The sequence below is a fragment of the Turicibacter sp. KK003 genome (genome assembly GCF_037014675.1).
GTDB classification, from domain to species: Bacteria; Bacillota_I; Bacilli_A; order MOL361; family Turicibacteraceae; genus Turicibacter; species Turicibacter faecis.
Map to the genome: position 1 here is coordinate 2,220,181 of NZ_CP142738.1, position 23,886 is coordinate 2,244,066.

18 protein-coding genes, 6 tRNA genes and 3 rRNA genes are annotated in these 23,886 nt (G+C 38.6%); 5 read left to right on the forward strand and 22 right to left on the reverse strand.

Annotated features, from left to right (window positions below; translation table 11 throughout):
* Positions 1-370: 370 nt before the first annotated feature.
* The 8 genes from VXM77_RS10735 to VXM77_RS10770 form a co-directional block, all read right to left on the reverse strand.
* Positions 371-1,369, reverse strand: coding sequence for an outer membrane lipoprotein carrier protein LolA (locus VXM77_RS10735; protein WP_161832302.1), 999 nt, complete (start codon positions 1,367-1,369; stop codon positions 371-373).
* A gap of 240 nt (positions 1,370-1,609) precedes the next feature.
* Positions 1,610-1,951 (reverse strand): holo-ACP synthase, encoded by a 342-nt coding sequence (gene acpS / locus VXM77_RS10740; protein ID WP_161832303.1) that lies wholly within the window; start codon positions 1,949-1,951, stop codon positions 1,610-1,612.
* A 68-nt stretch (positions 1,952-2,019) separates the two neighbouring features.
* Positions 2,020-3,639, reverse strand: coding sequence for a chaperonin GroEL (groL, locus tag VXM77_RS10745; protein ID WP_161832304.1), 1,620 nt, complete (start codon positions 3,637-3,639; stop codon positions 2,020-2,022).
* 39 nt (positions 3,640-3,678) lie between these two features.
* The gene (locus VXM77_RS10750) at positions 3,679-3,966 is read right to left on the reverse strand and encodes a co-chaperone GroES (RefSeq protein ID WP_161832305.1); all 288 of its coding nucleotides are present in this window, start codon (positions 3,964-3,966) and stop codon (positions 3,679-3,681) included.
* A 228-nt stretch (positions 3,967-4,194) separates the two neighbouring features.
* Positions 4,195-4,968 (reverse strand): type III pantothenate kinase, encoded by a 774-nt coding sequence (locus VXM77_RS10755; RefSeq protein ID WP_161832306.1) that lies wholly within the window; start codon positions 4,966-4,968, stop codon positions 4,195-4,197.
* On the reverse strand, positions 4,962-6,173 hold the full coding sequence (gene coaBC / locus VXM77_RS10760) for a bifunctional phosphopantothenoylcysteine decarboxylase/phosphopantothenate--cysteine ligase CoaBC (RefSeq protein WP_338506335.1): 1,212 nt from the start codon (positions 6,171-6,173) through the stop codon (positions 4,962-4,964). The genes VXM77_RS10755 and coaBC overlap by 7 nt, the downstream gene beginning before the upstream one ends.
* The gene (locus tag VXM77_RS10765; protein ID WP_161832308.1) at positions 6,174-6,803 is read right to left on the reverse strand and encodes an ECF transporter S component; all 630 of its coding nucleotides are present in this window, start codon (positions 6,801-6,803) and stop codon (positions 6,174-6,176) included.
* 191 nt (positions 6,804-6,994) lie between these two features.
* The gene (locus VXM77_RS10770; protein ID WP_338506337.1) at positions 6,995-7,681 is read right to left on the reverse strand and encodes a redox-sensing transcriptional repressor Rex; all 687 of its coding nucleotides are present in this window, start codon (positions 7,679-7,681) and stop codon (positions 6,995-6,997) included.
* A 198-nt stretch (positions 7,682-7,879) separates the two neighbouring features.
* Here VXM77_RS10770 and VXM77_RS10775 point away from each other — a divergent pair, with 198 nt between their 5' ends.
* On the forward strand, positions 7,880-9,796 hold the full coding sequence (locus VXM77_RS10775; protein ID WP_161832310.1) for an ABC-F family ATP-binding cassette domain-containing protein: 1,917 nt from the start codon (positions 7,880-7,882) through the stop codon (positions 9,794-9,796).
* Positions 9,797-9,866: 70 nt separating this feature from the next.
* Entirely contained in the window at positions 9,867-10,829 is a 963-nt protein-coding gene (locus tag VXM77_RS10780; RefSeq protein ID WP_262953927.1) for a GNAT family protein, read from the forward strand.
* Between the two features lie 250 nt (positions 10,830-11,079).
* Here VXM77_RS10780 and tsaD read toward each other — a convergent pair whose 3' ends face one another.
* From tsaD to VXM77_RS10835, 11 genes are all read right to left on the reverse strand, one after another.
* Positions 11,080-12,099, reverse strand: a complete 1,020-nt coding sequence (tsaD, locus tag VXM77_RS10785; RefSeq protein WP_161832312.1) for a tRNA (adenosine(37)-N6)-threonylcarbamoyltransferase complex transferase subunit TsaD — start codon at positions 12,097-12,099, stop codon at positions 11,080-11,082.
* Between the two features lie 15 nt (positions 12,100-12,114).
* Complete coding sequence (gene rimI / locus VXM77_RS10790) at positions 12,115-12,543, reverse strand: ribosomal protein S18-alanine N-acetyltransferase (RefSeq protein ID WP_161832313.1); 429 nt, start codon at positions 12,541-12,543, stop codon at positions 12,115-12,117.
* Between the two features lie 6 nt (positions 12,544-12,549).
* Complete coding sequence (gene tsaB, locus VXM77_RS10795) at positions 12,550-13,245, reverse strand: tRNA (adenosine(37)-N6)-threonylcarbamoyltransferase complex dimerization subunit type 1 TsaB (RefSeq protein ID WP_161832314.1); 696 nt, start codon at positions 13,243-13,245, stop codon at positions 12,550-12,552.
* 2 nt (positions 13,246-13,247) lie between these two features.
* Positions 13,248-13,694: a tRNA (adenosine(37)-N6)-threonylcarbamoyltransferase complex ATPase subunit type 1 TsaE gene (gene tsaE, locus VXM77_RS10800; protein WP_161832315.1), complete on the reverse strand. Its 447-nt coding sequence runs from the start codon at positions 13,692-13,694 to the stop codon at positions 13,248-13,250.
* A gap of 503 nt (positions 13,695-14,197) precedes the next feature.
* The gene (gene ytaF / locus VXM77_RS10805) at positions 14,198-14,797 is read right to left on the reverse strand and encodes a sporulation membrane protein YtaF (RefSeq protein ID WP_338506339.1); all 600 of its coding nucleotides are present in this window, start codon (positions 14,795-14,797) and stop codon (positions 14,198-14,200) included.
* A 104-nt stretch (positions 14,798-14,901) separates the two neighbouring features.
* A tRNA-Gly gene (locus tag VXM77_RS10810) sits at positions 14,902-14,975 on the reverse strand.
* 11 nt (positions 14,976-14,986) lie between these two features.
* Positions 14,987-15,095 (reverse strand): 5S ribosomal RNA (rrf, locus tag VXM77_RS10815).
* 173 nt (positions 15,096-15,268) lie between these two features.
* A 23S ribosomal RNA gene (locus VXM77_RS10820) occupies positions 15,269-18,162 on the reverse strand.
* Positions 18,163-18,254: 92 nt separating this feature from the next.
* Positions 18,255-19,771, reverse strand: a 16S ribosomal RNA gene (locus VXM77_RS10825).
* Together the 16S, 23S and 5S rRNA genes with 3 tRNA genes alongside form the textbook arrangement of a ribosomal RNA operon.
* Positions 19,772-20,050: 279 nt before the next feature.
* Positions 20,051-20,127: transfer RNA gene (locus tag VXM77_RS10830), tRNA-Glu, on the reverse strand.
* 8 nt (positions 20,128-20,135) lie between these two features.
* Positions 20,136-20,211 (reverse strand) — tRNA-Asp (locus VXM77_RS10835).
* A gap of 331 nt (positions 20,212-20,542) precedes the next feature.
* On the opposite strand from VXM77_RS10835, the gene VXM77_RS10840 reads away from it, so the two are divergent.
* From VXM77_RS10840 to VXM77_RS10850, 3 genes are all read left to right on the forward strand, one after another.
* Positions 20,543-21,112 (forward strand): transposase family protein, encoded by a 570-nt coding sequence (locus VXM77_RS10840; protein WP_338506340.1) that lies wholly within the window; start codon positions 20,543-20,545, stop codon positions 21,110-21,112.
* Positions 21,085-21,879: an ISL3 family transposase gene (locus VXM77_RS10845; protein ID WP_338506342.1), complete on the forward strand. Its 795-nt coding sequence runs from the start codon at positions 21,085-21,087 to the stop codon at positions 21,877-21,879. Before VXM77_RS10840 ends, VXM77_RS10845 begins: the two co-directional genes overlap by 28 nt.
* Before the next feature lie 130 nt (positions 21,880-22,009).
* On the forward strand, positions 22,010-23,296 hold the full coding sequence (locus tag VXM77_RS10850) for an ISL3 family transposase (protein ID WP_289461271.1): 1,287 nt from the start codon (positions 22,010-22,012) through the stop codon (positions 23,294-23,296).
* 292 nt (positions 23,297-23,588) lie between these two features.
* Here VXM77_RS10850 and VXM77_RS10855 read toward each other — a convergent pair.
* The 3 genes from VXM77_RS10855 to VXM77_RS10865 form a co-directional block, all read right to left on the reverse strand.
* Positions 23,589-23,665, reverse strand: a tRNA-Arg gene (locus VXM77_RS10855).
* A gap of 17 nt (positions 23,666-23,682) precedes the next feature.
* A tRNA-Leu gene (locus VXM77_RS10860) sits at positions 23,683-23,768 on the reverse strand.
* Positions 23,769-23,805: 37 nt separating this feature from the next.
* Positions 23,806-23,879 (reverse strand) — tRNA-Gly (locus VXM77_RS10865).
* Positions 23,880-23,886 lie beyond the last annotated feature (7 nt).

Here is a 23,886-nt window from a genome sequence, read left to right on the forward strand (position 1 = left end):
GAAACAAAAAAAAATCATATCTCGGACGAGAACCTTCAAACGACTATTCAACTTTCACACCCAATAAGTGATAAATGCGAACTAATCGTCACATCTAAAAATAACGGTTATTTAAAACAACTAAATCAAACATATCCCGATTGTAAAATTATTAATAAATCTAAAATTTACGGATTCAACCTTATTCACCAATTACTTCTTTTGTTCGACAATTAAAAGGTATACACTCCCTTTGAGATTATCCTACATCCCATGACCCTTTTTCGTTGCCCTCTCTTCTTTCCCTTTGATCAAAAGACCATGCATCGACCATCGTAAAAAGGCACCCTAAAAGTTCAGGGTACCTTACCATACGTATTTGATTTATTTATTATTTTTCTGCGAGATTAGAAACTGATGCAGCAACTGAAACTAACTCCTCTGTCTCTAATGTTTCAGAAACTAAGAAGCACTCAACGCCTCCCTCAACCCATGTAATTGAGTTATCGCTTAATGCTCCAATTGTACCATTAATCATTACAGGTTGTCCTGAAACAGGTTCTACCCCTGTAGACTCATTATATGCAGCAGGTTCTTGAATCATTGTAAACTCTTGATCCCCGCTAAATGTCATAATCACGCGCTCCCCATCTTGAATATCGATAGCTTGCTTATTAACTAATGTTGTTCCTTCAGGTAAATAAGCAGGATAGAGTTCACTTTCTAAATTTGCTAAAGCTCCCTCTCCCATTGTTTCCTGTGAATATTCCATTGTTTTTTGGCAATCGAAATATCCATCTTTAAACTTTTTATCAAAATCAAATGATGAAAACTTCATTGAAATACGTGGCTCACCTTTAGAATCTAAAACATAAACTTCTGTTGGTGTTAATTCTTTTTTATCAAAAGTAATTTTTTGAGAGACTAAATCGCGATTTCCGTGATAGTTCGCTTTAGTTTCGAATGTATATGCATCCTCTGTGGCCTCGAATTTAGCTTCTGCATCATTTAAAATATCCGTAATTAATGATTGGTATAAATAAACTTGTGAACTTGATAATGGCCAATCACTTTGGAATTTAAATTGTTTATTTAATGCAGGTGTTAAAACGAAAACTCCCTCATCATTTTTTAAAATAATTTGCTCATTGTTCGTTGTTTCATTTTTTAGTGTTACTTTGTACTTGTTATCTTTTTGATAAGCCACTTCTACGTTGTACTGATACACTTGTCCATTATTATCAACTTCCATTACCCCTGTTGCATAATAAGACTTAGCATCTTCTACGTTACTAGTTAATTTGTCAACAACATCTTGCTGCGACATTTCCCCACATGCAGTTAATAGCACTGTAAGTACTACTGTGAACATTAAACATAATTTCTTCATCGCTATCCACCTCTTTATTAAGTTCAATTTCAATTAATCCTATGAGGAAGCAACTGAATTTATGCTTTACTAAAAGAAAAACTTATCGATGAAGTAAACACTTACCTCTCCTATCCTAAAATAAAATAAGAATTATATCTTTATTACGCAAAATTTATTCCATTTTAGAAAAGGTTGCCCTTCAGACAACTAACATTGTCTAGAATCGTCATTAGTTGCCTGAAACGATTCCTATTTTAATTATTCCCAAACAACAAAAGCCACCGCATAATGATCACAATGACTTATACTAAGATGAACATTTTCTATTACTGGCTTTAATAAGTAGGGTTTCCCCGTCTCATCATTGACAATACTAAAATCTTGATATTTTTTCCCGTGGCAAAATGACCCTAATGCCTTATATAAGGCCTCTTTAACAGCCCATCTCCCTGCAATAAATTCATTTTTTCTCTTTTCACTAACAAATTGGGAATACAAAGTGACTTCTTCCTCACTTAAAATTTTATCAATAAATCGTTCCTTTTGCCGCACTTCACTTATTCTTTTAATCTCAATGATATCAGTACCAATTCCCTTCATAAAAAAACCTCCATTTCCTCTTTCCTTTATAATAAAAAAAATCTCTAGAAAAATCTAGAGATTTTTTTTTACATCATTCCCATACCGCTCATGTCAGGTGATGCCGGCGAAACTTGAGGTTTTTCAATTTCTACAACCGCTGCTTCAGCCGTTAAGAAAGAAGCAGAAATACTAGCTGCATTCTGTAATGCTGAGCGAGTCACCTTCGTTGGGTCAACAATACCGGTTTTAAACATATCTACAAACTCATCTGTCGCAGCATTATATCCATATCCGGCCTCTAACTCTTTCAATTTATGAATAATAATAGATCCTTCAATTCCCGCATTTTCAGCAATCTGACGAACTGGAGCCTCTAATGCCTTCAATACAATCTGAATTCCTGTTGCTTCATCACCTGATGCCTCAATTTTTGATACCTCATTATAAATATTCATGTAGGCTGTTCCACCACCTGCGACAATTCCTTCCTGAACTGCTGCACGAGTTGCATTAAGGGCATCTTCAATGCGTAATTTTCTTTCTTTAAGCTCCGTTTCCGTTGCGGCTCCAACCTTAATAACAGCCACACCACCGCTTAACTTCGCTAAACGCTCTAATAATTTTTCTTTATCAAACTCCGATGTTGTATTTTCAAGTTCTGCGCGAATTTGAGCAATTCTAGCATTAATGTCCATTTGTGAACCTGTTCCTTCAACAACGGTTGTATGATCTTTGGTTACAATCACTCGTCCAGCACGTCCGCACTGATCCAACGTTGTATTTTTTAATTCTAATCCTAATTCTTCTGTTACTAACTGTGCACCCGTTAAAATAGCAATATCTTCTAACATGCGTTTGCGACGATCACCAAAACCTGGAGCCTTAACAGCTACAACATTAAATGTTCCACGTAACTTATTAACAACTAATGCTGCCAATGCCTCATTTTCAATATCGTCTGCTACAATGACCATTGGACGTCCTGTTTGAACCAATTGTTCAAGAATAGGTAAAATATCCTGTAAAGTACCTACCTTAGAGTCGGTTACTAAAATATAGGGATTATCCAAAACGGCTTCCATTTTATCCGTATCAGTCACCATATAAGAAGATAAGTATCCGCGGTCAAACTGCATCCCCTCAACAATATCCATTGTCGTTTCAAAACCTTTTGACTCTTCAAGTGTAATAACACCATCATTTCCAACTCGCTCCATTGCCTCAGCAATCAGTTTACCGATTTCCTCATCTGCTGCTGAAATAGCTGCTACGTTAGCAATTGATTCTTTGCCTTCAATTGGTTTTGAATTAGCCTTTAATGCTTCTACCGCTACTTTCACGGCACGCTCAATTCCACGGCGAATCGTTATTGGATTGGCTCCAGCCACAATATTTTTATTTCCTTCCCTAATCATCGCCTGTGCTAAAACTGTCGCTGTTGTCGTTCCATCACCCGCAACATCATTTGTTCGACTTGCAACTTGAGCAACTAATCTAGCTCCCATATTTTCAAATTTATCCTCTAACTCAATTTCCTTAGCTATTGAGACACCATCATTAATAATTTGGGGCGTTCCAAACTTTTGTTCTAAAATAACATTTCGTCCCTTTGGTCCTAAAGTTACCTTCACCGTATCAGCTAACTTATCCACACCACGAATCATTGCACGGCGGGCATCTTCTGCAAATAAAATCTCTTTTGCCATACTATAAAATCCTCCCTTATATTAATATCTATTTATAACTTACTCAACAACCGCTAAAACATCATCCGATGATAAAATAACTAAATCTTTTCCTTGATGGGAAACTTTTGTTCCCGCAAATCCATTATAAATGACACGTTGTCCTACACTAACAGAAGGCGTCTTAAGCGTTCCATTCTCTAAACACTTTCCTTCCCCAACGGCCACGATAACACCCTCTGAGTGACTCGGCTTTGAAGTCTCTTTTGAAAGAATGATCCCACTTGCCGTTTTCTTCTCAAGCTCAACAATTTCGATAACAACATTATCGTTTAATGGTCTTAACATGTCTTTCCCTCCTCGTTTTTATCACTCTATTATAATGAGTGCTATTAAATAAATTATACAGAGATGAATAAATAATGGCAATAATTTTAAGAAAAAATCCTTTTTATTATTATCTACCTACTGATTAATATGCTTCTTAGATCTATTTATTCCAAATACATGGGAGAGCCTTTTATTTATGATAAAAAAAGACCAAGTGTGGCACTTGGTCCCTATTTTTTAAAAGGTTTAAAATCCGCCTTTATTTTTATGATAAATGATTCTCATTCCTTTAAATGCAAGATCTGGATCATAAACATCAATCATATCAGTTTCGTTATATATAATGCGCCCCAATCCCCCTGTGGCCACTACTTTGATATCCTTTCCAACTGCCTCTTTTACCTTCTTAATAATATATTCTGTTTGGCCAATGTAACCGTAAACCAAACCACCTTGCATACTAGTAATCGTATTACGGCACATAATCGTTTCTGGCTTCTTAATTTCAATCTCTGGTAATTTAGCTGCCTGCGTCCATAGCGCCTGTGCCGAAATTTCAATCCCTGGAGAAGTTACTCCAAATTCAAACTCCCCGTTCTCATTTACATAATCATAAGTTGTGGCAGTTCCAAAGTCAATAACAAGCGCAGGGCCTCCATAAATATAATAAGCAGCCGCAATATCTACAATACGATCCGCCCCAACTTCACGAGGATTTTCCGTTCTAACACTAATTCCAGTCTTAATTCCAGGCCCTACAATCATTGGTTCAATATTAAAATATTTACGAATAGCATTAGTTAATGAATGCATAATTTTAGGAACTACACTCGAAATTAAAACAGCCTCTACCGCTTGGGGATTAATATCCTTTGTTTGAAGAAAAGAAAATAACGTAATTCCAAACTCATCAGATGTTCTTTGTAATTTAGTTGTTAAACGAAATGTAGCAATTAAATCGTCTTTATCATATACCCCTAACGTAATGTTAGTATTTCCGACATCAATAACGATTAACATATTGTTCCCCTTTTCTTTATTAAAATCTTCAATAACTGTTCCATAATTTCATATCCGAGGGCTTCCTTAGACATCTTATTCAATTTCACGATTCCATTTCTTTGAATAAGCGTCACCACATTTGTATCCCCCTTAAAACCTGCAAATTCTTCATTTAATTGGTTGGCAACGATTAAATCCGCATTTTTACCTAACAATTTTTTAGTGGCGTTTTCTTCTAAATTTTCAGTTTCCATTGCAAATCCACATATCACTTGGCTATCTTTTTTTTCTTTCCCCATAGCTAATAAAATATCTTTGTTCATGACTAAATCAAGTGTCGTCTGTTGACTTTGTTTCTTTAACTTATGTGGATTCACAAAAGAGGCCCTATAATCAGAGACTGCGGCAGATTTAATTAAAATATCATACTGATCTTTTAATCCAGATACTTCCTGAAACATTTCATCTGCTGTTCTTACTTCGATAATCGTCATAAAAACAGGTTTTCTCAAAGAAGTAGGCCCCGTTATAAGCGTCACCTCAGCACCTAAATTACGTGCGGCTCTCGCTAAGGCGTACCCCATTTTACCACTAGAATGATTCGTTATAAATCGTACAGGATCAATATCCTCCTGTGTAGGCCCGGCCGTCACAACAACCTTAATCCCAGCTAAAGGCTTATCCTTAATCAATAAACACTCAATGGCATCCTCAATATCTTCAATTTCTGCCAGGCGACCTTTTCCGACATCTCCACAAGCTAAGTAACCACTAGCAGATTCAATAATAGTCATCCCAAATTCCCTACATTGCTGGATATTACGTTGAGTAATTGGGTTATTCAACATCCCTGTATTCATTGCCGGAGCAATTAATTTAGGACAATTGGCAGCTAAAAAAGTTGTTGTTAACATATCATCAGCAATTCCATGGGCAATCTTCGCAATACAATTGGCTGATGCAGGTGCTAAGACAAATACATCCGCACGTTTAGCCAATGAAATGTGGTTAACGTCATACTGAAAATTTCGATCAAATGTTCCTACTGATACCCGATTATGCGTTAACGTTTCAAACGTCATCGGAGTAATAAACTCCGTTGCATTTTTTGTCATAATCACATGGACATCATAGCCCTTTTTATATAAATTACTCGCTAACTGTGCAGTCTTATAAGCGGCAATCCCCCCACAGATTCCAATGACTACTGTTTTTTTTTCCATTTACATCACCTTCTTAGTTATAGGTTCTAAAACCTTAGTTAGTGGTGCCACGATAACAACCGCTAAAATAGCTTCTAATAAACTATTTGTTGTAATAACACCTAATAATAAACCAAACAATGCTGAAACTTCAACACCCTTTGCCGACGCATAGCTTGGGCCAAAAAATACATAAATCATGCCTAATACTAAAATAGAATGAATAATTGTGCACACTAATGCCGTAAAACTACTTCCGATAACGGATAATTTATTGCCCTTATGTTTAAATAATTGATAGATTATCGCAGCTAAAACACCCAGTAATACGCGCGGCACAATCGCAATCACAAGACTCCAAAAATTTCCGCTATAATCGCCCAATGAATAAAAAGGAGTAAACACAAAAGACGTAATCGTAGGCGTCAATGTATTAATAACGACACTACTTACCCCAAAAACTAAACCTGTTATAGCCCCACCTTTTATGCCTAACAAAATTCCAGCTAAAATAACAGGAATATGCATCGTTGTAGCACGTACAAGTCCTAAAGGAATATACCCAAGCGGGGTTAACATTAAAATAACCTGGATACTGCAAAACATAGTTACTAAAATTAAAAACTTCATTCTCTTTCTTGCCTGATTCATCTTATCTTCTCCTCCACTGTCGCTCTCCTTTAGATGCAACGTCTCGAATAATCGTATGAAAAACGTTAGCTTCTTCTTAATTGATGTCAAAATAATCACCATTAACAACCGCTAACATTCTCATCGCCCACAATTATACCTATTTTTATGAATAATAGCAACAATTTACCATTAATAGAAAAAATCTATTCTCATATGAGAATAGATTTTTCATTCGACTTATTTTTTAGCTGTTCGCGTTGAAAAACATAAAAGAATAACGTTTCTAACTCCATATTTAAATCAACTTCATGAACAAGGATATCCTCACTCACATTAATAACAGTTGAAGAAAGATTCAGAATTCCTTTAATACCTAATCCCTCTAATGAAGTCGCTACTTTTTGAGCAACAAATGGTGGAACCGCTAAAATCACATAGGTTACATGATTCTCTTCAATGTATGAAGATAAATTATCTAAATGATAGATCGGCAACTCCCCAATATGCTGACCCACTAAACTTTCATCTATATCAAATCCTGCGACTAAATTAACAGGTGTTCTAAATAATCGTCTTTTAAACTTATCCGAACTAAAATACTTTACTAAAGCGCGCCCTAAGTTTCCAACCCCAATCAAAATACAACGTTGCGCGTCACCTGGTTTCAATAAATTATTAAATGCCTCTAATACCACACGTACTTCGTATCCATAACCTTGGCGACCTAATTCACCTAAATATGAAAAATCACGTCGGATAGTTGCAGAATCAATCCCTATTTTTTGACTTAACTCTCCCGATTGAATTCGTCTCACTCTCATCTCATCGAGTTCTACGAAACAACGACGATAAAGTGCTAATCGTTTAAGTGTTGCGTTTGGTATATTTGATAGCATACAAAACCTCCTTTATCATATTTAAATAATAACATGAAAACAAATCATTGTGAATAGTATCCACAAATAAAACATCTATATGTTAAATTTTAAAGATTATTTGAGGCACTCCGTTGCCTATCTCTGATTTAAGCATTATACTTAAGATATTATCTTAAATGAGTGAATCTTCTAAGAAGTTAGTAAAGGAGAAACAAAATGATTTTATTACAAACAAGTAAACTAACTAAACTTTATTCGGGGACCCCAATTCTTGAAAATGTTCAATTTGAGGTAAAAAAGGGGGAACGCATTGCCGTTGTTGGGCGTAACGGGGCAGGAAAGTCTACCTTACTAAAAATGATTGCAGATGAAATTGACTATGATAGTGGGGAAATCCATAAGCCGCAAAGCGTCATCCTCGGATATTTTGCGCAATCTAGCCATATCAATTCAAATGATACCATTTATAATGAAATGTTAAAGGTTTTCCAAAAAACAATTATGCTTAAAGGTCAATTAGAAGCACTAAGTTTAAAAATGGCTGAAGAAGATCCAACGAGCGAGAACTATCTAAAAATTATTGATCAATATCAACAATTAAACCATCAATTTGAATTAATGAGTGGGTATACTTATGAATCAGAAATTAATAATATTTTAAATCGTTTTAAATTTAACGAAATCGGATTCGACCAAAAAATTTCTAACCTCAGTGGAGGACAAAAAACGAGATTAGCACTCGCTAAATTATTACTTCAAAAACCTGATCTTTTAATTCTCGATGAACCAACCAACCATTTAGATATTGATACCATTGAATGGCTTGAAGGTTATTTAAAAAAATACCCAGGTGCTGTTGTTATTGTTTCCCATGATAGATACTTCCTTGACCAGATAGCCACAACCGTCTATGAAATTGAGTACCGTAAATGTACAAAGTATAAGGGGAATTACTCAGACTATATGGATCAAAAGGCCATTTCCTACGCTGCCTTAATGAAACAATATGAAAAGCAACAAAAAGAAATCTCGAAGATGGAAGACTTTATTAGCCGAAATATAGTTCGTGCCTCAACAACTAAAAGAGCTCAATCGCGTAGAAAGCTCCTAGATAAAATGGAACGAATCGAAATGCCTAAATTAAATGATAAGTCTATAGGGATTACCTTTGAAATCGATCGTCGTAGTGGAAACGATGTTCTCAAGGTAGAAAATGTAGCCGTTGGATATGATGATAATAAGCCAATCTCAGATCATTTGGATTTCCATATCAATCGCCTTGAACGCGTGGCTCTCATCGGACCCAATGGAATTGGAAAATCTACAATCTTAAAAACAATCGCCGGGGACCTTCCACCACTAGAAGGTGATATTTTCTACGGAAAAAGCCTTGATATGGGATACTTTGATCAAGAGCAGGCTAATTTAACCTCAAATAATACAGTACTAAATGAGGTTTGGAACGTTTTCCCGAATAGACTAGAAAAAGATATTCGAACTCTACTTGGAAACTTTTTATTCACCGGTGATGATGTATTTAAAACAGTGCACCAACTCTCGGGTGGAGAAAAAGTCCGTCTTACCCTATGTAAACTCATGCTCCAAAGAAATAACTTCTTACTTTTAGATGAGCCAACTAACCACCTTGATATCGATAGCAAAGAAATGTTAGAACTTTCCCTCGAAGATTATGAAGGTACACTCTTTTTCATTTCACATGATCGTTACTTTATCGATAAAATTGCTACACGTATTTTAGAAGTAACGCCACATGGGGTCGTCTCTTATCTAGGAAACTATTCTGACTATATCGAAAAGAAACGTCTGATTAATGAACAAATGGCGTCTCAACAAAATGAAATGGCGAACAGTTCAACAAATAGCATTACCGACTATCAAAAACAAAAGGAACAACGACGATTAGAACAACAACGTAAACGACAATTAGAAGACATTGAAAATAAAATAAATGCGTATGAAGAAGAACTGGCTTACAAAAAGGCTGAGCTCTTCCAAGAAGAAGTTTACTTAGATTCGCAAAAATCGGCTCTAGTCCAATCTCGTATTGAAGAATTGGAGGAACTTCTTTTAGAAGCTATGGACACCTGGGAATCACTAGCACAAATAGATTAATAAAAACCCTATCTCATATGAGATAGAGTTTTTTCATATAATGAATCATCTTATCTACAGGAGGACAGGCATGGAAGCTAAAGAAATAACTATTCACAAGAAGGCATTTTTAACTTATCAACAATGGAGTCAATGGAAAAATGATAATCATTGTCAGACAATCTCTCCTGATTTTGATTGTGTCATTCAATCTGGGGATAACCCTGAAAATTCGACATCATACTTACTTAAAAGTATAGAAAATCAAATACAAGGTATACTTCAACTTGATCGCTCAAATCAAGATAACCGCTGTCTTCGTTTAGAATTCGAACTCGATTTAGAACATTCCTACATAGAAATGAAGAGGGTCTTAACACGACTAATCACCCAACTATTTGAAGAGGACATTCATCGAATCGAAATTGAGACTCCCCTCTTAAAACCTATACACCATCAATTTTTAACGGAAATAGGATTTAGGCATGAAGGCATTCGACAACAAGCATTTTACAACAAAGGGTCATATGAAGATATACATCTATATGGACAAATAAAAAAAGAACCAAGCAGACAGTTACAGGACTACCTCGATTATGCACTTCCACATTATCACAATCCTGAATCGCTTTACTCTATCATAAACCATCTTGGATTTTTTAATCCCGAGCAGTTAAATACTTCAAAATTATACTTTCTAGCAACATTCTGTGGATTACTTGAAAAACTACAAACTAATAGTAAGTTTATTCATGAAACCCTAATTAAATTAAACGATCTAAATTGGTCTGCTAAAGAAATTAACGAGGCATTACATAGCTTAGCTCGACAGTTATCCACACCTCTTACAGAGGAAGAAAAAATAATCCATGATCTTTATTATATTGAACAGATTAGCGCCTCTACCCTCATGAAAGTCATTTCAACAGAAGGATTAAATTCTAGTCTCATTCATAAAATAATAGAGGGCGATTTTCAATTTTTCACTTCCATAGGAAAACAAATGGGGTTAGAAAGATTAGAATATACGCAAAAAATAATTGCTCAATTATAGTGTTTCTCCTTATTGATAAATATAGCTCAATGGGGATGAGATCGTCATGATTTATAAGATGACTTAATTAATAGAGCTAACTATTAAACGAATCAACTCTATATAAAGAAAAGGCTCCTTCATCTTTTATTACCTACTTTGGGTACTAATCATTAGGCGGTAGAGATGTCAGACAATCATCTTGATCAAAATCTTAGACGATGTCTTTTATATAAAAAAACGGACCAATGTCGTCCGTTTTTTTATTCCTTTAAATAGATTTTAATTCCATACCTGATTGCCCATTCATCTCCATATTACTACGATGACCTCTTAAATAAGCCTGTGTTCCAGCGGCTCCAATCATTGCAGCATTATCGGTACACAACGAAAGCGGTGGAATTGTTAGTTTGAATTGCCCCTGTGCCTTAACCGCATTTTCAAGTGCGTGTCGCAATCCTTTGTTTGCCGAAACACCACCGGCTACAATAATTTGTTTAACATGAAACTCTTTTGCCGCACGCATCGTTTTCTCAACTAAAACTTCTACCACACTCGCTTGGAAACTTGCCGCTAAGTTTTCAGGTATAATCTCCTCGCCCCTTTGCTTAGCATTATGCACCGTATTGATTACTGCTGACTTCAGTCCAGAAAAACTAAAATCATACGAATCCTTATCCAGCCAAACCCGTGGTAATTTATAAGTGTCTTCCCCTAAAGCAGCTAAGCGGTCAATATGCGGACCTCCCGGATACGGTAATTTTAAAGTGCGCGCAACCTTATCATAGGCTTCCCCTACAGCATCATCTAACGTCTCACCAATAACCTTAAACTGATAATGGTCTTCCATATAAACTAATTCCGTATGTCCCCCCGAAACAACCAATGCAAGTAAAGGAAATTGAAGAGGTTCTACAAGTTGATTAGCATAAATATGCCCGGCAATGTGATGTACCCCCACAAGTGGAATATCATGTGCAAAGGCAAGTGCTTTAGCAGCATTAATCCCAATAAGTAATGAACCAATTAATCCCGGCCCCTCTGTTACCGTGATAGCGTCTATATCTTTCCAATCTATATTAGCCTTTAATAAAGCTTCTTCAAATACCATCGTTACATTCTCAACGTGATGGCGGCTTGCCACCTCTGGCACCACCCCCCCGAAACGTTTATGACTTTCAATTTGTGAAGAAACAACATTCGACAATATCTCAATACCATTTTTAATAACGGCCACACTTGTTTCATCACAACTACTTTCAACAGCTAATACTATAATATCCTTGTCCATGACCATCACCTACTTCTAATTAATTTTACGAGTCATTAATACGGCATCTTCAGAATCCGCATAATAATTTTTACGAATCCCTGCTGAAAGGAATCCACACTGTTCATATAAATGAATAGCTACATAATTACTACGTCGAACCTCTAACGTCATATTTTCTCCTCCATTTTCAGAGGCATCCAGAATAAAACGTTCCACAAGCAGTTTACCATAACCTAGTGAGCGATACCGTGGGTCAATCGCGACGTAAAATAAATCTGCCATTTCAAAAATAATTTGCCCAACCAAATAGCCCACAATCGTACAATCTACTTCAATGACAATACCATAATAAAAGTCTTGCTGCACCGCATAATCGATAAAGTTAAAGGCCTGGGAAAATAAATTCTCATGTAATAATGAGACCTCTGGAATATCCTCTACTGTCATTAATCTAATTAACATAACCATCTATTCCTTTATTTTTTGCTCCGCTAACCAATTAACCTCAGCTTCTGGTAAGCGATGATACGTCGGGCAAAAATGATGGATATCATTAACAGGTTTCCTATTCACAGCAATTTGAGCTAATATCGAAGCATGCGGAATATTTAAATCGGCATCTTCTACCTTAATCGCCTTATTTCCTAAAGTTTGTGTAATTACTTCCCAATACTTAACAACATCATTACCTAGGAAATATATTTTTTTATCCTTTTTCGATAAAATTTCTAGTAACTGAGATAAATCATAGTGACCATCGGCAATTACTGATTCATATGTTTTCCCATCATAGACTCCCGCAAAAACTGATTGGCGGCGCGCGTCAAATAAAGGGACTACATAGCCCTCTTCATAGAGATTACGAGCTAATATCTCTAAACTTGAAACTCCAACTAATGGTTTCTTTAACGTCCACGCCAATGTTTTAGCAACAGTAACACCTATCCTTACTCCCGTATAAGATCCTGGTCCCTTTGCAACCGAAATTAAATCTAAATCTTTAGGAAAACGTTGAGTTTGTTTAAACATACGATCAATTGCAGGCATTAAGCGTCTTGAGTGATCATTTTTAGTTGTCTCAATGATCTCATATAATATTTGATTATCTTCTACTAAGGCAATTGATAAAGTAGTATTGGACGTATCAATAGCGATTGTTAACATATTTACAACACCTTTCCAATCGTTTCATAATTTTTTCCTATAGGAGTTAATTCAATACAACGTTGATTTTCTCCCTCTCTAAATATTTTTATATCTAATCTTTCCATCGGAAGTAAATCCTCGATGCGACTTGCCCATTCAATAACACATACCCCATCACCAAACAAGTAATCATCTAATCCGATATCATCTCCACCACTTTCTAAGCGATAGACATCCATATGATATAAAGGAATTCGACCTTGATACTCCTTTATAATATTAAATGTTGGACTGTTTACATTGCGATTAATTCCTAATCCCTTCGCGAGCCCTTTAGTAAAAGTGGTTTTTCCGGCACCTAAATCACCCTCTAATGTTAAAATCATTCCATTACTTACCCATTTACCAATTTTATATGCGATATCTTGCGTCTGTTCCAACGACGTCGTTCTGATTTTATATGTCATACTATCACCTTATACCTCATAGAATAAAACTTACATTATTATGGATTAATTTTCATCAAAAATAACTTTCTAATCTATAATATTTTCTAATTATATTATAACATATCTATATCACATAATTATTGTTAATACGACATTTATCTATAAAAGCACTGAAAAATGATAGAAAACGACAGCATTCTAAATGTTCTATCCTGTTGGTAACACGATGTAGCTATCTAAAAATTATTTATTTTTCTATTTATAAAGGTTAACAATTAAACCGATGGGTATAATAAAAAACTTTAATTAAATAATAGACACCTTAAATTAGAAACCCTTTTCATTGTACTCTGTCCCTCTATAGAAGAACAGCTAACTATGGACGTATAAAGAAAATCTCTAAGATAATTATGTACCATCCTATATTTAATCGACAACAAATAAAAAATTCCTGTGGATAAGGGGGAAATACAGCTACTTATATCCACAGGATTTAATTTAATTCTCGCCTGTTTAATCGTTCAAGAAATTAACTGATATAAAGCTAATAAAATAATCATAATACTCGCAACGTATTCGGCATACTTAACAGTATTTTGGCTCAACAAATTGTATGTTAATCGGCATCCTAGTTCGATAAAAAATATACTTAAAATCAGACAGGTTATTGATGTCAAATAAATATTAAGGCCTGTAAGAGCAGCGCCGATCCCAAGTCCAAAATTATTTATACATAGAAAAAAACCTAGCATGCACGCTTCCCGTAAATCGATAGATTTAGAATGATCCATATCAAATTGTTCAGCAACATTGGCAGCATCATCTAAGATTTCGCGATCATTTTTAGTTTTTAAATGCTTCCTGAATGACTGATAAAACATATAAATACCAAATAAAAATAGTAAGGCACTACCTATATACTGGGCAATCGAACCAACACAAAATCCATCAAATAAATTACCTATATACATTCCACCTAGGGTACCTAGGCATGAAATCAAACCAACAATTAAATTGCTTAAAAAGCAAATTTTTATTTTTCTTGCACCATAGCTTAAACCTATTATGAGATTATCACAGGTAACCGATGCGGAAAATAATAGAATAGCTAAAAAGTTCATTTTCTATCCCTACCTTTACTTTATTACAAGATACTATATGAAATAAAGTAGTAATAGGGACTACAAAACAAAAAAAACATCCCAAAGGATGTTGATTGGCTATTTGGAGCGGGTGAAGAGAATCGAACTCTCACAGTCAGCTTGGAAGGCTGAAGTTCTACCATTAAACTACACCCGCGTTTTTTTATGGCCTAGCGACGTCCTACTCTCGCACTTGCGTACTACCCTCGGCGCTAAGGAGCTTAACTTCTGTGTTCGGTATGGGAACAGGTGTGCCCTCCTTGCCCTTATCACTAGACCTTCTGTCAGATCTTATCAATCTCACAAAACTAGATATCTTCTGCTTACTTCTTCTTGTCCGGCAACTCTCGCATCACAGTGGTAAAGTTCAATAACTGTTCATCACCTTCGTGATTCCTCAGTTCTTTTCACTTTCTGCCTGTGATAATCGCTCGTTTTTGCCTTTCCTATTTAGTTAAGTCCTCGATCGATTAGTATCAGTCCGCTTCATCTGTCACCAAACTTCCACTCCTGACCTATCTACCTCGTCGTCTTCAAGGGATCTTACTTCTTTCGAATGGGAAATCTCATCTTGAGGGGGGCTTCACGCTTAGATGCTTTCAGCGTTTATCCCTTCCACACGTAGCTACCCAGCTATGCTCCTGGCAGAACAACTGGTACACCAGCGGTGTGTCCATCCCGGTCCTCTCGTACTAAGGACAGCTCCTCTCAAATTTCCTACGCCCACGACGGATAGGGACCGAACTGTCTCACGACGTTCTGAACCCAGCTCGCGTACCGCTTTAATGGGCGAACAGCCCAACCCTTGGGACCGACTACAGCCCCAGGATGCGATGAGCCGACATCGAGGTGCCAAACCTCCCCGTCGATGTGAACTCTTGGGGGAGATCAGCCTGTTATCCCCGGGGTAGCTTTTATCCGTTGAGCGACGGCCCTTCCATTCGGTACCGCCGGATCACTAAGCCCGACTTTCGTCCCTGCTCGACTTGTTGGTCTCGCAGTCAAGCTCCCTTCTGCCTTTACACTCTTCGAATGATTTCCAACCATTCTGAGGGAACCTTTGGGCGCCTCCGTTACTCTTTGGGAGGCGACCGCCCCAGTCAAACTGCCCACCTGACACTGTCCCCTGACCAGCTCATGGCCACGGGTTAGAACCCCAGTAACACAAGGGTAGTATCCCAACAGCGACTCCTCCAAGACTGGCGTCCTGGTCTCTTCGTCTCCTACCTATCCTGTACATGTGTCACCAGTGCTCAATATCAAGCTACAGTAAAGCTCCACGGGGTCTTTCCGTCCTGTCGCGGGTAACCTGCATCTTCACAGGTACTATGATTTCACCGAGTCTCTTGTTGAGACAGCGCCCAGATCGTTACGCCTTTCGTGCGGGTCGGAACTTACCCGACAAGGAATTTCGCTACCTTAGGACCGTTATAGTTACGGCCGCCGTTTACTGGGGCTTCAATTCAAAGCTTCGCTTGCGCTAACCTCTCCTCTTAACCTTCCAGCACCGGGCAGGCGTCAGCCCCTATACATCACCTTGCGGTTTAGCAGAGACCTGTGTTTTTGATAAACAGTCGCCTGGGCCTTTTCACTGCGGCTTGCTTTCACAAGCACCCCTTCTCCCGAAGTTACGGGGTCATTTTGCCGAGTTCCTTAACAAGAGTTCTCTCGCTCATCTTAGGATTCTCTCCTCGCCTACCTGTGTCGGTTATCGGTACGGGCACCTAATAAATTATCCCTAGAAGCTTTTCTTGGAAGCGTGACATCAGCTGACTTCACCCTTTCGGGCTTTCGGCATCACAGCTCAATGTTTCGCCATGCGGATTTGCCTACATGACCACCTCACTGCTTACACGTGAATCCATTCACACGCTCAACTTAGCCTTCTCCGTCACTCCTTCAGTTTATTAAGTGGTACAGGAATCTCTACCTGTTGTCCATCGGCTACGCCTTTCGGCCTCACCTTAGGTCCCGACTTACCCAGGGCGGACGAGCCTTCCCCTGGAAACCTTAGGCTTTCGATGGATAGGATTCTCACCTATCTTTCGCTACTCACACCGGCATTCTCACTTCTAACCGCTCCACAGCTCCTTCCGGTACTGCTTCTCCGCTGTTAGAACGCTCTCCTACCACTGACACTTCGTGTCAATCCGCAGCTTCGGCGGTCCGTTTAGCCCCGGTACATTTTCGGCGCAGAGTCACTCGACTAGTGAGCTATTACGCACTCTTTAAAGGATGGCTGCTTCTAAGCCAACCTCCTAGTTGTCTGTGCATCTCCACATCCTTTTCCACTTAACGGACACTTGGGGGCCTTAGCTGGCGGTCTGGGCTCTTTCCCTTTTGACCATGGACCTTATCACCCACAGTCTGACTCCCGATCATATCTATCTGGCATTCGGAGTTTGATTGAGATCAGTACCCCGAGGTGGGGCCATCACCCATTCAGTGCTCTACCTCCAGTAGACTCTTATCGAGGCTAGCCCTAAAGCTATTTCGGAGAGAACCAGCTATATCCGTGTTCGATTGGAATTTCACCCCTAGCCACAAGTCATCCAAGCACTTTTCAACGTGCCCTGGTTCGGCCCTCCAGTCAGTGTTACCTGACCTTCAGCCTGCTCATGGCTAGCTCACACGGTTTCGGGTCTACAACATCGTACTCCTCGCCCTATTCAGACTCGCTTTCGCTTCGGCTCCGTCTCTTCAACTTAACCTTGCACGATATCGTAACTCGCCGGTTCATTCTACAAAAGGCACGCCATCACCCTTTAACGGGCTCTGACTAGTTGTAGGCACACGGTTTCAGGTTCTCTTTCACTCCCCTTCCGGGGTTCTTTTCACCTTTCCCTCACGGTACTGGTTCACTATCGGTCACTAGGTAGTATTTAGCCTTACGAGATGGTCCTCGTTGCTTCCGACGGGATTTCTCGTGTCCCGCCGTACTCAGGATCCCTTCCCTGCTTCACACAATTTCACCTACGGGACTCTCACCCCCTCCGGTTGGCCTTCCCAGACCATTCGGCTATCATGTTCAGTCATTTCTGAAGGTCCTTCTACCCCGGATTACTCCGGTTTGGGCTCCTCCCTGTTCGCTCGCCGCTACTTGGGGAATCGATGTTTCTTTCTTTTCCTCCAGGTACTTAGATGTTTCAGTTCCCTGGGTCTGTCTCCTCTATGGCTATTGATTCACCATACGGTGCTAGCGTATGACCACTAGCGGGTTTCCCCATTCGGATATCCCCGGCTCTTTGCTTACTTACAGCTCCCCGAGGCGTTTCGCCGTTTGTCGCGTCCTTCTTCGACTCCTAGTGCCTAGGCATCCTCCGTGCGCCCTTTATTACTTAACTTTTCTTCTTCAGAAGATATCTAGTTTTCAAAGATCAATTCTAGGAAAATCGAAATTCTCCCAAAACTAAACAGAACGTCTCTTTCTCCATAGAAAGGAGGTGATCCATCCCCACCTTCCGGTAGGGATACCTTGTTACGACTTCACCCCAATCATCTACCCCACCTTAGGCAGCTCCCTCCTTGCGGTTAGGCCACTGACTTCGGGTGTTGTAAACTCTCGTGGTGTGACGGGCGGTGTGTACAAGACCCGGGAACGTATTCACCGCGACATTCTGATTCGCGATTACTAGCGATTCCAACTTCATGTAGGCGAGTTGCAGCCTACAATCCGAACTGAGATTGGCTTTATGAGGTTTGCTCCACGTCACCGCTTCGCTTCTCTTTGTACCAACCATTGTAGCACGTGTGTAGCCCAGGTCATAAGGGGCATGATGATTTGACGTCATCCCCACCTTCCTCCAGTTTGTCACTGGCAGTCTCGTTAGAGTCCCCATCTTACTGCTGGCAACTAACGACAGGGGTTGCGCTCGTTGCGGGACTTAACCCAACATCTCACGACACGAGCTGACGACAACCATGCACCACCTGTATCCATTGTCCCCGAAGGAAACCCTCTATCTCTAGAGGCGTCAATGGTATGTCAAGACCTGGTAAGGTTCTTCGCGTTGCTTCGAATTAAACCACATGCTCCACCGCTTGTGCGGGTCCCCGTCAATTCCTTTGAGTTTCAGTCTTGCGACCGTACTCCCCAGGCGGAGTGCTTAATGCGTTAACTTCAGCACTGAGGTTCGACCCCCAACACTTAGCACTCATCGTTTACGGCGTGGACTACCAGGGTATCTAATCCTGTTTGCTCCCCACGCTTTCGCGCCTCAGTGTCAGTTGCAGACCAGGAAGCCGCCTTCGCCACTGGTGTTCCTCCATATCTCTACGCATTTCACCGCTACACATGGAATTCCACTTCCCTCTTCTGCACTCAAGTCAACCAGTTTCCAATGACCCTCCACGGTTAAGCCGTGGGCTTTCACATCAGACTTAATTAACCACCTGCGCGCTCTTTACGCCCAATAATTCCGGATAACGCTTGCCACCTACGTATTACCGCGGCTGCTGGCACGTAGTTAGCCGTGGCTTTCTCATAAGGTACCGTCAATTGATAGTCATTTCCTCCTATCACCTTTCTTCCCTTATAACAGAATTTTACAACCCGAAGGCCTTCTTCATTCACGCGGCGTTGCTCGGTCAGGCTTTCGCCCATTGCCGAAGATTCCCTACTGCTGCCTCCCGTAGGAGTCTGGGCCGTGTCTCAGTCCCAGTGTGGCCGTTCACCCTCTCAGGTCGGCTACGCATCGTCGCCTTGGTAGGCCTTTACCCCACCAACTAGCTAATGCGCCGCAGGCTCATCCATCAGTGATGCCAGGAGCATCTTTAAACTTTCGTCCTATCCGGTATTAGCGATCGTTTCCAATCGTTGTCCCCGTCTGATGGGCAGATCACCTACGTGTTACTCACCCGTTCGCCGCTTCCCACCGAAGTGGTTCGCTCGACTTGCATGTATTAGGCACGCCGCCAGCGTTCATCCTGAGCCAGGATCAAACTCTCCATAATTGTTTGTTTCCTTAGCTTGCGAAATTTCTTTCGCTCATGATTCTTGACGTTCTGTTTAGTTTTCAAAGAACTTCTCTCGCCTTTTGGCGACTTCTTTATCTTACCACATTCGACTTTTTCTGTCAAATGTTTTTTTATCTTTTTTTGTAAGATTTCTTGTCCACCTCTCTTGGCGACTTTTCTAGTTTATCATGTTCAACAACTTCTGTCAAACACTTTTTAACTTTTTTCTAACCACTAAATAATTTAATAAAATAATTATCCTATTAAAAAATTAAATGGTGACCCGTACGGGATTCGAACCCGTGTATGCATGCGTGAAAGGCATGTGTGTTAAACCGCTTCACCAACGGGCCATATAATATGGCGGTCCAGACGGGAATCGAACCCGCGATCTCCTGCGTGACAGGCAGGCATGTTAACCGCTACACCACTGGACCAAGAACATGAATTATACTATCATAGTTCACATTTCATGTCAATATTTTTTTTTGAAAAACACAGTCAATTATTTTACTGATCTCTCGCTCGTATAGATAATCGCATAACAACCATATAAATCGTGATTCCGCCCCTCCTCTTTCTATCTCTAAAATAGGAAATTCAAAAGCTCCATCTTCAATCAATATTTATTGGTTCTATAATTTTTGGTGTGGGTGGGATTACTCACACCTTTTTGATTGCCATAAATATTGAGACAAAAAAAAGAGACATAGTCCCCAAAATCCTATACAATGTAATCGGCTAAAACAACACGAAAGGATTGGTTTTATGTCTCATACTAATTGTATCTCAACTTTACTTGATTTAAAAGATAAAAATATTACTTTTTCAGAAAATTGTATCCAGGAAACTCAGATTAAGAATGTTCGTTCTAAACTTATTTTAGGGACTCTTTCTTTTCAACCGACTCATTGCTACCACTGTGGTCATTCTTTTGACTCAAATATCATTAAACACGGCTTCAAAACTTCACGTATTAAGCTAGTCAAAATTTCCGGATTTGATGCTTATCTAGACTTAAAAAAACAACGTTATAAATGCCGTCATTGTGACCGAACATTTACCCTAGAAACATCTCTTGTTAACCCTAATTGTTTTATTTCCACTCCCGTAAAACAAGCCATCTTTTTAGAAGCTAGTCATAAGAAATCCGAAACAGATATTGCACGTGAGCTTAACGTTTCTCATTCAACCGTTAACCGCGTCATTCATTCTTCCTATGAAGAACAGCCGCTTCCCTTTAATTCTCTCCCAAAAGTTCTTTGTTTTGACGAGTTTAAGTCGGTTAAATCGGCCGAGGGTCACCTGCCATGCGAAGCATGTATCCTCCATTGGTAGGGAACGGAGCAATGTCCTTCATTTTTTGTGATGCGTCCAATGGAAAGCTAATTGATATCGTTGAAGACCGTCGCTTAAGTACACTAAGGACTTATTTTATGCGATTTTCTAAAGCAGCTCGTGAAGGTGTAACCCACGTCGTCATTGACATGTACGCCCCTTATATGACACTCATTAAAGAGGTATTCCCTAAGGCTAAGATTGTTTTAGATAAATTTCATATCGTTCAACTAGTCTCTCGTGCTCTTAATAAAACACGCATTCGTTTCATGAATCAAAATAAAGAGTTTTATAATAAATTCAAACATTATTGGCGACTTCTCTTAAAAGCCCAAGAAGATCTTAATGCCACTCATTACTTCTATTCCAACTGCTTCAAAAAGATGATCTCTCAACAAGAAATTATTGACTTTTTATTAGCCCTAGACCCTGAACTAAAGGAGACTTATGATTTCTACCAAACTGTCCAACAGGCTATTAAACTTCGTAACCTTGAAATATTTCATCATGCCATTCAACACCCCTCTGATCTGCTTTCACACGAAATGAAAACAGCTTTAAAAACACTCACTCATTATCAAGACTATGTCAAAAATACAATTGAAACTCCTTATACCAATGGAGTACTCGAAGGAATTAACAACAATATCAAAGTCATTAAGCGAATCGCTTTTGGATACCGTAGTTTCTACCATTTCAAAGCAAGAATTTTGATTATTCATAAATACACTTTTGAACAAAAAAAGAAGAGGAATCAAACCATCTAAAGAAGGTTCTATAATATTTAGTGTTGCTGATTAAGCAGCACTTTTTTCATAGGATAAAAAAAAAGAGACTTCAAGTCTCAATCCTGTTACAATGTTATCGACTAAAACAATATTGAAAGGATAAGATTTAATGTCTCACTCATATTTTACTAGAAAACTTTTAAATATTAAAGATAAAAATATTACATTTTCAGAAGATTATCTTGAGGAAGTGAAGTTGAACGGAATTACTAGCTTTATCTTTAAAGGTATTCTTACGTATCAACCGACTCATTGTCAAAAATGCGGAACCCTATTTGATTCAAAATTTAAGAAGCATGGATTTAAAACCTCTCGAATTGTCATTCCAAAAGTCTCTCTTCACGATACCTACTTAGACCTAAAAAAACAGCGTTATTATTGTGGGCATTGCCAGTCTACTTTTACACTAAGTACTTCAATTGTTGAAAAGAACTGTTACATTTCTTATCATACGAAACACGCCATTGCTTTAGAGGCCCAAAATAAAATTTCTGAATGTGATATCGCACGTCGCCATCAGGTCTCTCATTCAACCGTCAATCGAATCATCCATAGCTTTTATGAATCTCAAACCTTAAACCTTAATTATTTACCTGAAAATCTCTGTTTTGATGAATTTAAATCCGTTAAGTCTGCTGAGGGGCATATGTCTTTTATTTTTTGCGATGCTGACTCAAAACAAATCATCGATATCGTTGAAGATCGTCGTTTAAACTCCCTTCAAGCTTATTTTAAACGATACACAAAGGAAGCACGTCATCGAGTAAAAAATATTGTGATTGATATGTACGCTCCTTACATCAGCCTCATTAAGGATCTTTTTCCTCATGCCCAAATTATCATTGATAAATTTCATCTCGTTCAACATCTCTCTCGTGCACTGAACAAAACTCGAATCCGATTCATGAAAAAGTTCAAAAAGCATGGTCGTAAATTCAAACGTTATTGGCGCTTATTTTTAAAATCTCACGCTTTACTTAATACCACCACTTATCGATCAGTTTACTGCTTTAAACAACCCATGCGTGAAATTGATATCTTAAACTTTCTACTTGATTTATCTCCTGAATTAAAAGCAACCTATGATTTATATCAAGAGTTACTTTTCGCTCTTCAGACAAAAAACTTAAAACGATTTAATCATTTACTCGAAACGGAACATCCGCTTGTTTCTCCTGAGTTTCAAACGGCTTTCCAAACCTTTAAAACTTATCAATCCTATATTAAAAATACACTCTCAACTCATTACACAAATGGTCCCATCGAAGGAATTAATAATAAAATTAAGGTCATTAAGCGTATTGCCTTTGGATATCGTAGTTTCTATCACTTTAAATCTCGTATTCTCATGGTTCAAAATCTAACAAAGCCTAAAACGAAAATCCTAGCAGCATAGCTACTAGGATTTCGATTTGAATTTTCGTTGTAACAGGTTACAAATTAATCAGCAACACTATTTGACAAAGAACCCTAAAGAATAGCCTAATTCCTCCCGATTATATGTATAGATTTTATTCACCCACACTATTTGACAAAGAACCTATTTATTTATATTCAATAAATTATAAGTTTAATGTCTCTTTTTACGAATGATATTAATTTCTAAATATTTTTCTTCTCTCAGCAAATATTTTTATTTATAAAAACAAAAAAAGAGTTCTTACAAACTCTTACTGTTATCTTTATTATGGCGCGCCCAAGAGGAGTCGAACCCCTAACCTTTTGATCCGTAGTCAAACGCTCTATCCAATTGAGCTATGGGCGCTTTTCTAGTTGTTTTTATGGTGCGGCCGAGAGGACTCGAACCTCCACAGGATTGCTCCTACCAGCCCCTCAAGCTGGCGCGTCTACCATTCCGCCACGACCGCCTATCATGGCTTTTTAACGGCATTTCACCAAAAAAATTGGAGCGGGTGAAGAGAATCGAACTCTCACAGTCAGCTTGGAAGGCTGAAGTTCTACCATTAAACTACACCCGCTTATATA